Origin of the sequence: Bacteroides cellulosilyticus DSM 14838 (assembly GCF_000158035.1) — a bacterium.
Taxonomy (GTDB): domain Bacteria; phylum Bacteroidota; class Bacteroidia; order Bacteroidales; family Bacteroidaceae; genus Bacteroides; species Bacteroides cellulosilyticus.
The window spans coordinates 127961-141840 of record NZ_EQ973490.1 but is presented as its reverse complement, the minus strand read 5'-3'; the positions used below and the strand labels follow the sequence as shown (position 1 = coordinate 141840).

The 13880-nt window shown below is 43.2% G+C and carries 6 protein-coding genes; 5 read left to right on the top strand and 1 reads right to left on the bottom strand.

Annotation, left to right across the window (positions count from 1 at the left end):
- Positions 1-182 precede the first annotated feature (182 nt).
- Together BACCELL_RS05590 and BACCELL_RS05585 are read left to right on the top strand one after the other, a co-directional pair.
- Complete coding sequence (locus tag BACCELL_RS05590) at positions 183-2612, top strand: glycoside hydrolase family 95 protein (RefSeq protein WP_044153398.1); 2430 nt, start codon at positions 183-185, stop codon at positions 2610-2612.
- Between the two features lie 35 nt (positions 2613-2647).
- The gene (locus tag BACCELL_RS05585) at positions 2648-3880 is read left to right on the top strand and encodes a glycoside hydrolase family 99 protein (RefSeq protein WP_007210632.1); all 1233 of its coding nucleotides are present in this window, start codon (positions 2648-2650) and stop codon (positions 3878-3880) included.
- On the opposite strand, the gene BACCELL_RS05580 is transcribed toward BACCELL_RS05585, so the two are convergent.
- Complete coding sequence (locus BACCELL_RS05580; RefSeq protein ID WP_007210631.1) at positions 3877-6462, bottom strand: hypothetical protein; 2586 nt, start codon at positions 6460-6462, stop codon at positions 3877-3879. The two genes, BACCELL_RS05585 and BACCELL_RS05580, sit on opposite strands and share 4 nt — an antisense overlap.
- A gap of 221 nt (positions 6463-6683) precedes the next feature.
- Between BACCELL_RS05580 and BACCELL_RS05575 the strand changes: the two genes are divergently transcribed.
- From BACCELL_RS05575 to BACCELL_RS05565, 3 genes are read left to right on the top strand one after another with little or no spacing between them, the layout of a single operon-like run.
- Positions 6684-9548, top strand: a complete 2865-nt coding sequence (locus tag BACCELL_RS05575; RefSeq protein ID WP_007210630.1) for a glycoside hydrolase family 3 C-terminal domain-containing protein — start codon at positions 6684-6686, stop codon at positions 9546-9548.
- Positions 9549-9558: 10 nt separating this feature from the next.
- Positions 9559-11883, top strand: a complete 2325-nt coding sequence (locus BACCELL_RS05570) for a glycoside hydrolase family 31 protein (RefSeq protein ID WP_007210629.1) — start codon at positions 9559-9561, stop codon at positions 11881-11883.
- On the top strand, positions 11880-13598 hold the full coding sequence (locus BACCELL_RS05565; RefSeq protein ID WP_007210628.1) for a family 43 glycosylhydrolase: 1719 nt from the start codon (positions 11880-11882) through the stop codon (positions 13596-13598). Before BACCELL_RS05570 ends, BACCELL_RS05565 begins: the two co-directional genes overlap by 4 nt.
- Positions 13599-13880 lie beyond the last annotated feature (282 nt).

Sequence of the window (13880 nt, the reverse complement as noted above, 5' to 3'; positions counted from 1 at the left end):
TATCCGTGTCATCCGCGTCTAAAAGATTATTTATCATTTAACTCATAACCGAAAAAAAAATGAATTATTTTCGACATTAATCCTTATTAATTCTATTTTAAGTCGATATTAATGTCTTTTCATTGATATTATTAATGTGTCGCACTTTTCTTTGCATTCGGAAAACATAAACTTAAAGAATCATGAAAAACCGTTTGATAGGTCTGTGCATTGTATGTGCTTGCTGCTTGATGGCTAAAGCTGATGACTTAAAACTCTGGTATCAGCAACCTGCCAAAGTATGGACCGAAGCATTACCTTTGGGTAATTCACGTTTGGGCGCCATGGTCTATGGCGGAGTGGTTAACGAACAGATACAGTTGAATGAGGAGACTGTCTGGGGCGGTGGTCCTCATCGCAACGATAGTCCGAAGGCATTCGGTGTATTGCCCAAAGTCAGGGAACTTATTTTTGCCGGACGTGAGAAGGAAGCCGAAAAGGTTATGGCTGATAACTTCTTTACCGGGCAGCATGGCATGCCTTTCCAGACGATTGGCAGTTTGATGCTAGAATTTGACGGACATGCCGATTACTCCAATTATCGCAGAGATTTAGACTTGGAACGGGCAGTCGCATCCGTGCGGTACAAGATAGGCGAAGTGAATTATACCCGTACCATATTCACTTCTTTGGTAGATAATGCTTTGATCATCCGTATCGAGGCGGATAAACCCGGTGCAGTCAATTTTACAACCAGATATAGTACCCCGTATAAAGAGTACGAGATAAAGAAGAATGGCAAAAGCCTCCTGTTGTCCGGACATGGTTCTGCGCACGAAGGCATTCCTGGAGCTATTCGTTTTGAAACCCGCACACAGATAAAGGCGGAGAAGGGTAAAGTCAATGTCACCAATAATTGCATCGAAGTGAAAGGTGCAGATGCTGCTGTGATTTATGTGACGGCTGCAACCAACTTTGTCAATTATAAAGATGTAAGTGCCAATGAAACCCGTCGGGCAACGGAGTTTCTGGTAAAAGCCATGAAGCGTCCTTATGCCCAGGCGCTTACTGCTCATGAAGAAGCCTATCAAAAGCTTTTCGGACGTGTCTCTCTGAACATCGGCCCCTCCAGTCAAGAGGAGACATCTTACCGTATCAAGCATTTCAATGAAAGGAAAGATTTGGGTTTGGTGGCGTTGATGTTCCAGTTCGGGCGTTACCTGCTTATATCCTCTTCGCAACCCGGCGGACAGCCTGCCGGACTGCAAGGCATCTGGAATCATGAACTATTGGCTCCGTGGGATGGAAAGTACACCATCAATATCAATACGGAGATGAACTATTGGCCGGCAGAAGTGACAAATCTCCCGGAAATGCATGAACCGCTGTTCCAGATGGTGAAAGAATTGTCAGAGTCGGCACAAGGCACAGCACGCACCTTGTACGAATGCCGTGGATGGACCGTACATCATAACACGGATCTGTGGCGTATGGCCGGACCTGTGGATGGTGCTTCGTATGTCTGGCCGTTGGGTGGTGCTTGGCTGAGCCAACATCTGTGGCAACATTATCTTTATACAGGCGATCAGGCATTCCTGAAAACAGCATATCCGGCTTTGAAGGGGGCAGCCGATTTCTTCCTGGATTTCCTGGTGGAACATCCTAAATATGGCTGGATGGTCTGTGCGCCTTCTATGTCTCCCGAACAGGGCCCTCCGGGAACCGGTACAATGATTACTGCCGGATGTACGATGGACACCCAGATTGTGCTGGATGCATTGACTTCCGTACTGTCGGCTACCCAACTGTTGTATCCCGCTAATACCTCCTATCGGGATAGTCTGCAAAGCATGATTAAGCGTTTGCCGCCTATGCAGATAGGCAAGCATAACCAGTTGCAGGAGTGGCTGGCGGATGTGGATGATCCGAATAATGACCATCGTCATGTTTCCCACTTATACGGGCTTTATCCCAGTAACCAGATTTCCCCCTATGCGCATCCGCAGCTTTTCCAGGCAGCTAAACGCTCACTTCTCTATCGGGGTGACATGGCTACGGGGTGGTCTATCGGTTGGAAAATCAATCTGTGGGCACGTCTGCTTGACGGTGATCATGCTTATAAGATTATCAAGAATATGTTGAAGCTGGTGGAAAAGGATAATCCTGACGGACGTACTTATCCGAACATGTTTGACGCACACCCGCCTTTCCAGATTGATGGAAACTTCGGTTTCACTGCCGGTGTAGCCGAGATGTTACTTCAAAGTCATGACGAGGCTTTACATTTATTGCCCGCCTTGCCTCAGGATTGGAACAAGGGTAGCGTAAAAGGTCTGGTAGCCCGCGGTGCTTTTGAAGTGGACATGGATTGGGATGGCGGTGAATTGACTACGGCTACCGTAACTTCACGCATTGGCGGCAATCTGCGTATACGTTCGTATGTGCCGTTGGAAGGTACAGGTCTTAAGGAAGCGAAGGGGGATAATCCGAATCCGTTGATGAAGCGCGGAGCTATTAAGGAACCGCTGGTCGCTGCCGGATTAAGGGCGCAATATCCTCTCTTGTATAAGATTTATGAGTATGATATACAGACACAACCGGGAGAAAAGTACACATTGCACAGAGCATTCTGACAATCGATATTACGAATAAGAAATAGAAATAGGTTATGGTAAAAAGATTAAATTGGTTTATTGTATGCTTGTTGTTTTCAATAGGTATTACGGCGCAGGCTGCCGGTAAACAGTACAATTCGTACAAAGGATTGGTGATGGCCGGTTATCAGGGGTGGTTTAATGCCCCTGATGATGGCGCCAATCGGGGGTGGTATCACTATACCGGACACGATGGCTTTCGCCCCGGTTCTTGTACGATTGACTTCTGGCCGGAAGTGTCGGAGTATAAAAAACTGTATAAGACGGAGTTCAAGTTTGCAGACGGAACGCCCGCTTATACTTTCTCTTCGCACGATGAGTCTACGGTAGATACTCATTTCAGATGGATGAAAGAATATGGATTGGATGGTGTGTTTATGCAGCGTTTTGTCGGGGAAATCCGTGGTGAGAGTGGTTTGAAGCATTTCAATACTGTTTTGAACTCTGCCATGAAAGCCGCCAATAAATATGAGCGTGCCATTTGTGTTATGTATGATTTAAGTGGTATGCGTCCCGGTGATGAGGATGTTTTGCTAAAAGATATTGCCGATGTGGCTAAACGTCATTCTTTGAAAGATCATGCCAAGAATCCCTCCTATCTGTATCATAATGGAAAACCGCTGGTTACGGTCTGGGGAGTAGGTTTCAATGATCACCGCCGTTACGGTCTGGATGAAGCCGAAAAGATTATCAATGGTTTGAAGGCACAGGGCTTTAGTGTGATGTTGGGAGTGCCTACACACTGGCGCGAATTGAGTGGAGATACCGAATCGGACCCTCGTCTGCATGAGTTGATAAAACGGTGTGATGTTGTGATGCCCTGGTTTGTAGGACGGTATAATGAAGACTCGTATCCTCGTTATCAGAAACTGATTAAAGGTGACATCGAGTGGGCGAAAAAGAATAAAGTGGATTATGCACCTTTGGCTTTCCCAGGATTCTCCTGGCGTAATATGAAGGGGCATGAGAACAGTGTGCAGATACCGCGTAACAAAGGTTCGTTCCTTTGGAAGCAGTTGTCCGGAGCTTTGAAGGAAGGTGCGGAAATGCTTTATGTAGCTATGTTTGATGAGATAGATGAAGGTACGGCTATCTTTAAATGTGCTAAAAAGGTTCCCGTAGGTGCCAGTACATTTGTGCCCATTGAGGAAGGCATTGGTAGTGATCATTATTTGTGGCTGGTGGGCCAGGCCGGTAAAATGTTGCGTAAGGAAATGCCGTTGGAGATGAAGCAACCGGTACGTTAGTTCTTGTTCTGTTCATCAATGATTTCCATTAGGGAATATTTGTATGTAGTTCCCAATGAAGCTGCATATTCTTTACAGAAAGCATCGTAAACGGTTTTGGCGAGTCCTTTCTTTCCCTGTTGGCAAAGAATGCGGCACTTTATGCAGAGGGCTTCCTCATTGATGTAGTCATGCTGGAATAGGGTGTCCGCTATCTGCAATTTCAGCGTGTCCGAAAGATCCTCCTGCTTTAATAATCGGCATAACAAGTCGATGGTGTCATTGGAGAAATCATTCTTGAATGTATCGATCCAATCAGTCTCAATGTTAGGAAGCATCATACCGCGCAATAACAGCTCCAATAGCTTTTCCAGATCCTGACTATTGTTCTTGTTGTATAAGTGGAGAGCCTCCAGGTAGTCGCAAATGGTGCCATTCTCAAATTGTATGCTCCAGAAGCCATTCTGATTCAATATCTTGATGTCACCCACTTTGTCCAGCAGACTGCGAAGCTTACTCATATATACATTACGATTGTTTTTAGCGGATTCTTCCGTTTTATCATACCACAACAACTGAATCAACTTGTTTCCAATGATACCTTTGGAATCTTTTCCCGTATAAAGAATCAATAATATCAATAAGTATTTGAGGGTAGGGGTAAAGGAAAATGTAATGTCATTCCCTTCCTTGTCAATGACACGGAAACCACCAAAGAAACAAATGCATTTCCTGGAGAAGTCATAGTTATGAAATGTGGGGACGGACATGTTGATAGGCATATCAATCTTGATTTCCGGCTTCTCTTGTCCCTGGAGAGTATTGGGAGCCTTGTCGGTCACATTTGTCTTCTGAGATTTACTTTCCTCATTCCGGGCGAGTATGGTGCGCTTTTTTCTGTAATAAAGAGTTCCTATTCCGATAGCAAGCAAACCTCCGATAATGCATAGCCAAACATAGAGCTTATTGCTACCGGCAGTCTGGGCTTCAGACACTTCGGACTGTTTGAATGATGAAACGGGAATAGGAGGAAAATTCAGTTCATAGATGTCTATATCTGCTTTTCCGCTGACTTCGGCCTGGTGTACAGCCAGATATAGTTTCTTCTGTTTTGGGGAATAATATAGATTACTGTATAGATATTGTCCAGGGAATTTTAGCCCCATGGGCAATGACATGGGTTCGAAGTGTGGCGTTTTTGTATCGATTCTCATCAGGATACCACCTAATTGTGTACAGAAGAAATAGAAACAGTCTTTTTCCGAGTCATAAATCATATTCTCGCCAGGTTGGAAGTCACCATCATCCGGATTTTGAGGGGCTTCCCATAGTTTGTTGACCTGTTGGGTGAGTAAGTTGACCGAATAAAGATCATAATAATTCCGGGGAGATAATTCCTGGCGTCCGGACGGACAACCACGACCGCCGAAGATATAAAGTGTACTGTCCACAAGAGCGGAACTGGAGGAATACCGGGGATGGATATTAGTCAGATTGATATACCGTTGCGGTGTGTTTTCATACGGGTAACTGATTAGTAGTCTATTGTTATAGTGATAATGTCCATATCCGCCAAAGCTGATTAGTGAGGAGTTGGAGGGATTGTAGACGAGCGTATTGTTCCAATAGTCATGTTCCGCGACGGGGGCCTGCGTTCCTTTCCAACTCTGGGTATTAGAATCGAATGCCGAATAAAGATTTTCATTCAGATTGTAGGATAGTAACTGATGGCGTTGGGGGATGTAGATAAGCTGGTTCGGATAGTTTGCTACGAATTCTCCACCTTTCACCCGTATGGAATCTGTCATTTTTTCATCTGCGTGAAAAACGTATAGTCTCTTATTATCGTTGGCTATATAGAACGTGGCGACAGTGGGATCGAACGCAATGGAAGGAGAGGTGGCAAAATGTTGTGAATAGATTTTCTTCCAAGTAATGTATTGGTCGATAATCCACTGTGTATTCTTGCCGGAAGCGGGCTTATGAGATGTTTCATCATAACAAATGTCTCCATTATGACGCGCCATTTTCCATAGACGGATTTCCTGGTTCCCGCGTTTCAGACTGATATCTTTCAGGTTAACGGAAGCTACATCATCTAACACGAAATCTTCGAAAGGACAATAACCGAAAGCAATGCGTATTTCTTGTGCACCTATTAATGCCGGATAGTTGACATTAATTTGTGTGCTGTCGTAAAGTACTGTTATATTCCCGTCTTTGGGGTCAAAAGTCAGGCTGACTGAAACCCAGGTTTCACGTCTTGCTTCTTTTTGGATGGGATGTACGGCATCTCCGGTGACCAGAATGGGGAAACGCCTGTCATTCTCACCCACGCTGTACATTAAATCTATATTTTTATTGTCATTTGTAATAATTCGGAACACGGTTCCGAATACATTATCCGGTCTGATCCAAAGGTTAAAGTTCAGGGTGACTTTTTCTCCTTTGGTATCTATGGGCTTTCCATCTTCTAATGCCATACTGGTGAACTCGGAGTTCTGAAGTGGGTAGGACTGGATATGCAGGCCATATTCAGGAAGCTGGGCTATTGAGTTCAAGCATATAGATAAAAGGAAGAATATAGATAGTGTCTTTTTCATTCTGAAGTTCCTTAATGAAGTATTAGCTTGGACAAAAGTAATATTTTTCGGTGAAAAGCAATTACTAAATTATACAATTCTTCGGGGAGGACTTCTCTTTTTCGCTTAAAGAGCCTCATTAAGCGGATTTTAATGTTTCATTAATTATAGTTTCACTGTTTTATTAATAGGTTACCGTTTACTTTGCAACATCAAACAGAGTAAAATTAATATCTGATAGTATGAATTTTAAAAAGCACTTGTTTCTTTTTGCAGGTATATTGTCCTGCTCTTTTATAATGGCTCAACAGCCAAGTGATATCTTATCAGTGTCGGCATCAACCAAACTGGAGAAAGCCTCGCTGGCTTTTGATAAAGATCCGAAAACGATGTGGGAAGTGAATGGTCAGGATCTGAAGGCGGACCAGTGGCTGATGTTTACCATACAGACTCCTGGTGATGTGTGTGAACTTAACCTTCAGATGCAGGGTGTATCAAAGGAAGAACTGAAGCAACTGATGAGTGTATTTGTTACTTATGATCCGATGAATCTGGGAGTTCCGGTAGACTATCAGGTGAAGGGTAGTGCGAAAGAAATGCAGGTCACGTTTTCACCTAAATACGGTGCTCACGTTCGACTGGCATTTAAAGGCGATAGCCGTGTGAAACCTTTTTCGGTGAAAGAGGTAGCGGTACTTTTGGCAGATAAAGTGCTGAAAGACCGAAAAGGAGAGAAAACATCTCTTCGTTATATGGATCCGACGCTTCCGGTGGAAGAACGTGTGGAAAGTCTGCTGAGTGTAATGACTCCGGAAGATAAGATGGAATTAATTCGTGAAGGATGGGGGATCCCGGGGATTCCTCATTTATATGTACCGCCCATTACAAAAGTAGAAGCGGTGCATGGGTTCTCATACGGTAGCGGTGCTACTATTTTTCCGCAAGCATTGGCAATGGGAGCCACCTGGAATAAGAAACTGACAGAAGATGTTGCTATGGCTGTTGGTGACGAAACTCTTGCAGCAGGTACTATGCAGGCATGGTCTCCGGTACTCGATGTGGCACAGGATGCACGTTGGGGACGTTGTGAGGAGACATTTGGTGAAGACCCTGTGCTGGTATCACAAATTGGTGGAGCCTGGATTAAAGGATATCAATCTAAAGGCTTGTTTACTACTCCGAAACATTTTGGTGGGCATGGCGCCCCCCTGGGCGGACGTGATTCCCATGATATCGGTTTGTCCGAACGTGAAATGCGTGAGGTGCATCTGGTTCCGTTCCGTCATGTGATTCGCAACTATGACTGCCAATCTGTAATGATGGCTTATTCTGATTATCTAGGTGTGCCGGTTGCTAAAAGCAGAGAGTTATTGCATAGTATTCTGCGTGAGGAATGGGGATTTGACGGCTTTATTGTGAGTGACTGCGGTGCTATCGGTAATCTGACTGCCCGTAAACATTATACAGCAAAAGATAAGATAGAAGCCGCTAATCAGGCTCTGGCGGCAGGCATCGCTACCAATTGTGGTGATACTTACAATGACAAAGAGGTGATACAAGCTGCAAAAGACGGACGTATCAATATGGAAAACCTGGATGAGGTTTGTCGCACCATGCTGCGTATGATGTTCCGTAACGAACTGTTTGAGAAGACACCGAATAAACCTTTGGACTGGAATAAGATATATCCGGGATGGAACTCAGACAGCCATAAAGAAATGGCACGTCAGGCAGCACGCGAATCTATTGTAATGCTGGAAAATAAAGATAACATATTGCCTTTGGCTAAAGATATGCGTACGATTGCTGTAGTAGGTCCCGGAGCAGATGATCTCCAGCCGGGTGACTATACTCCCAAACTTTTACCCGGTCAGTTGAAATCTGTATTGACAGGTATCAAACAAGCGGTGGGTAAGCAGACAAAGGTGGTTTATGAACAAGGTTGTGATTTTACAAGTTCGAATGGGACGAATATTCCCAAGGCAGTGAAAGCAGCTTCTCAGTCGGATGTAGTAGTGTTGGTTTTGGGAGATTGCTCTACCAGTGAATCAACGACAGATGTTTACAAGACTTCCGGAGAAAACCATGATTATGCCACTCTGATTTTGCCGGGTAAGCAACAGGAATTATTGGAAGCCGTTTGTGCAACCGGCAAACCTGTAATCTTAATTCTTCAGGCAGGCCGTCCTTACAACTTGTCTAAGGCGTCAGAACTGTGTAAAGCTATTCTTGTTAACTGGCTACCGGGACAAGAAGGTGGTCCGGCTACGGCTGATGTGCTGTTCGGTGATTATAATCCTGCCGGTCGTTTACCGATGACGTTCCCGCGTCATGTAGGTCAGCTTCCTCTGTATTATAACTTTAAGACTTCCGGTCGTCGTTATGAGTATTCAGACATGGAATTTTATCCTCTTTATTATTTTGGATATGGTTTAAGCTACACTTCTTTTGAATATTCCGGTTTGAAGATACAGGAAAAGGATAATGGTAATGTTGCAATACAGGCAACTGTGAAGAATGTGGGGCAACGTGCCGGAGACGAAGTTGTTCAGTTGTATATAACTGATATGTATGCCAGCGTGAAAACGCGTATTACAGAGCTGAAAGATTTCACTCGTGTTCATCTGCAACCGGGTGAGTCAAAGATAGTTTCTTTTGAACTGACACCTTATGAACTCTCATTACTCAATGATCGTATGGACAGAGTAGTAGAGAAAGGAGAGTTTAAGATATTAGTCGGCGGAGTTAGCCCTCAGTATGTGGCAAAAGACCGTATAAAAGATAGTGTAGGTTATGCGGATGCAAAGAAAGGATTGTCCGGTATGCTTGAATATACTCATGAATTTGCCGCAGATTTCGGTTTGTCATTGTTCAAAGTTGAAGAGAACTTGCTGAAAAATCAGAAGACAATCTGGGTATCTGTTAAGAACAATGGTACTCTGATGGATACTGGTAAGATAGAAATGTACGTTGGAGGTAAGAAGACAGGAGAGAATGTGCATTATGAACTGGCTCCGGGAGAAGAGAAACTGATACCTTTCAGTGTGGATAAGAATAATGACGGAGATGTGCTGTTCACCACTAAATATAAAGTGTTGTCTATATAAACTTGATATAATGAAGAAACTGTTAGCATTTATATGCCTGTGTATACAGATTGTTCCCATAATGGGACAATCTGTATTGCGTACTTCACATGGAGTAAAAGTAGAGACAAAAGCTGCCTGTGTGGAACTGGAGTGCTTTTCTTCTTCCATTATTCGTGTGAAGAAGTATCCTCTTGGGCAAGCGCCGGAAAAACAGTCGTTATCTGTTACGATGCAACCAGAAAAGGTGAAGTATAAGATACAGGAGGCAAATAATCAGGTAATACTTACTACTTCCGAACTGACCGTTTTGCTGGATATCATTCAGAACCAGGTTCGCTTTGCGACTAAAGACGGGAAGGAATTGTTGGCAGAAAAACCTTCCTCCACAGGTTTCACTTCTTTCAATGATGCAGGTAATTCTACATATCGGATTCGCCAAACTTTCTTGTTGGATAGTGATGAGGCTATTTATGGTTTGGGACAGCACCAGCAGGGAAAGATGAATCAGCGTAATCAAACTCTTTTCTTGCAACAGGCGAATACGGAAATATGTATTCCTTTGGTCCATTCCATCAAAGGCTATGCGTTGTTTTGGGATAACTATTCTCCTACCACTTTTACAGACAATGCACAAGGAATGACTTTTGATTCGGAGGTTGGTGATTTGTGCGATTATTACTTTGTTTATGGCGGTGGAGCAGATAAAGTAGTGGCTGGATTGCGTGAATTAACAGGACAGGCTCCCATGTTTCCACTTTGGACATTCGGTTTTTGGCAATCAAGAGAGCGATATGTCAGCCAGGATGAACTGGTTGGCGTTGTTGCGAAATATCGTGACCTGAAGGTGCCTCTGGATGGCATTATTCAGGATTGGCGTTATTGGGGAGAAGACCATAAAGATTGGAATGCGGTAGAATTTCGTAATCCGAAATTTCCCGATCCAAAGAAAATGATGGAAGAGGTGCACCATCTGAATGCCCATGCCATTATTTCAGTGTGGCCTTCTTTTGGACCCGCTACCGGAATCTATGCTGATTTGAAAGCTCTGAACAAGTTGATGATACATGAAACTTTTCCGCAGGATAATGGTGTGAAGGTATATGATACTTATGATCCCATAGCGAGAGATATCTATTGGAAATATATGAATAAAAATATGTTCAGCATCGGAATGGATGGTTGGTGGCTGGATGCAACCGAACCGGAACATAGTCCGGCGAAAGAAGGAGACTTGGATTTTCAAACTTATCTGGGCTCTTTCCGTAAAGTGCGTAATGCTTTCCCACTTGTAAGCGTGGGCGGCGTTTATGATCATCAAAGACAGGAGACTTCCGATAAACGCGTTTTTATTCTGACTCGTTCTGCTTTTGCAGGTCAGCAACGTTATGCCGCCCAGGCATGGTCTGGTGATGTTGTTTCTGATTGGGATGTGTTGCGTAATCAGATTCCGGCAGCCTTGAATGTCTCATTGACAGGTATTCCTTATTGGAATTCTGATATTGGTGGTTTCTTTTCTGGCAGAAAGTTTCCGGAAGGTGTGAAAGATCCGGCATTCCATGAATTGTATGTGCGTTGGATGCAGTTTGCAGCTTTTACGGGAATGATGCGTTCGCATGGCACAAACACTCCCCGTGAAATATTTATGTTTGGTGAACGTGGATACTGGGCTTTCGATGCGCAAGAGAAAATGATTAATCTTCGCTATCGATTATTACCTTATATTTATTCAACCTCATGGGAGGTTACTTCTAATGGTGGAAGTCTGATGCGTGCTTTGTTCTCTGACTTTCCGGAAGATAAAAAGGTTACAGATATGGGCGATGAGTATATGTTTGGAAAGTCCATATTGGTAGCTCCGGTAATAAGTGAAGTAAAGAGACGCTCCCTGTATCTGCCTGAGGGTACGCAATGGATTGATTTTTGGACAGGTGAAAAGCAAAAGGGCGGGCAGGAGATTAGTCGTGAAGCTCCCATTGATATCATCCCATTATATGTGAAAGCAGGTTCCATCATTCCTGCCGGGCCTTCCGTTCAGTTTGCAACCGAGAAGTCATGGGATGATCTACAGGTTCGCATCTATCCGGGTGCCGATGGGGAATTTACCTTATATGAAGACGAGGATGATAACTATAATTACGAAAAAGGTAAATATACCACTGTCCGTATGACGTGGAGTGACAAGGATAGGCAGTTAACTATCCATCCTCGTCAGGGTAGCTATGATGGCATGTTGCAAAATCGTAACTTCCGTATCGTTGTTGTAGATAATCTGAAAGGATTGGGATTGGATAATGAATCGTATACTGTGAATGTGGAGTATAAAGGAAAGAAACTTAATATAAAACTACCATGAAAAGCATTGCGGAATTAGTTAGTATAGCCTTGCTGTCAGGCTTGTTGGCCAGTTGTGCTTCGGAGCAACGGACTACGGTTAATAGTGATCGGATTGTGACAAATCCTATTGATTTGAATTATCGTTTCCAACCGAATGAAGAGTCACGACGTGAAGCTGCCGATCCGGTACTGGAATATTTCAAAGGATATTATTATATGTTTGCTTCCAAGTCCGGTGGTTACTGGCGCTCTGAAGACTTGGCAAAGTGGGAATATATTCCTTGTACAACTATTCCGACTATGGAGGATTATGCGCCTACAATTCTTGTTTATGGTGATACACTTTACTTTACCGCTTCCAGTGGAAATACCCGAATTTATAAGAATGCTCATCCGGAAAAAGATGCTTGGGAAGAAGTGGATACAAAATTTGAGTATTCTCAACATGATCCGGCATTCTTTAAAGATGATGATGGAAGAGTTTATCTTTATTGGGGATGTTCGGATGTAGAACCGATAATGGGAGTAGAAGTGGATCCCAAAGATGGTTTCCGCGCTATCGGTGAACCTAAAGCTTTGATACATCATAATTGTGATAAATATGGTTGGGAAGTTCCCGGTAAGAATAATGAAGAACCGCGCCAAGGCTGGAATGAAGGTCCGTGTGTGCTGAAGCATAATGGACGGTATTACTTACAGTATGCTGCTCCCGGTACCCAGTATCGTATTTATGGTGATGGTAACTATGTAGGCGATAATCCGTTAGGGCCTTTTGAGTATGTAGAAGATAATCCTTTCTCTTTCAAACCTGGTGGTTTTATTGGTGGTGCCGGACATGGACATACCTTCAAGGATAAATATGGAAATTACTGGCATGTAGCTTCCATGACTATCTCTGTTCGTCACTGGTTCGAACGTCGTTTGGGATTATTCCCGGTAGTTGTTTCTGATAAATACGGTATGTATGCGCTTACTACTTTTGCAGATTATCCCTTTTGTATTCCCGACAGGAAAGTAGACTTCGAAAAAGAAGATATCAACATGGGGTGGAACCTACTTTCGTATAAGAAGAAAGTAGCTGCATCTTCTTCTCTTGAAGGTTACGAACCGGAATTGGCTAATGATGAGCAAGTCGAGACCTGGTGGGCTGCACAGACTGGTAACAAAGGTGAATGGTTACAAATTGATCTTGGCGAGCCTATGGATGTGAAGGCTATTCAGGTTAATTTTGCAGATCATAATTTCAATATCCATGCTCCCCATGGACCGGTGGTATATCAATATTATATTGAAGGATCGGTAGATGGAAATAAATGGACTCGTCTGGTAGATGAAGAAAAGAATCAGCAAGATGCTCCTCACAAATTACATACTCTGGCTACACCAGCGAAAATGCAATACCTGAAAATCTGCAATTCAAAAGATATGGAAGGCTCTTTCTCCTTATTTGATTTGCGTATCTTCGGACAAGGTGATGGTAAAGTACCCGTTGCCGTAACAGGTTTCCAGGCTACGCGTGATGAGAATGACAAACGTATCTACCGTTTTGTATGGGATTCTCAAGAAGATGTAACAGGATACATTTTACGTTGGGGAACACAGAAAGAAAAACTTACCCATTCAATGGTGGTTTACAACAATCAATACGAGGCCCGCTATTTCAATAGGGATTCAGAATATTATTTTTCTATCATTGCTTTTAATGAAAATGGTGTAGGAGCTGGTGACTTTTAATTCATAAAAGGGCTATCCATATCGGATAAAATTGTGTATTGTAGCTTACAAACTCGTATTCGTCAATTACGAATACGAGTTTGTAAGCTACATTTTTTTTCAATTAATCTATTTATATATCCTTTTTTAATGTGGAAGCGTTAAAAAGCTGTTGAACCCTTCTTTTTTGGTAAAAAGCCTCTTCTATTAATGTCTTTTTAAGGAGAATATTAACAGTATAGGCATACTTTTGTCTCATAGAATTTTAAAACTCGAGTTTAATAAATATGAAAAATGCACAAC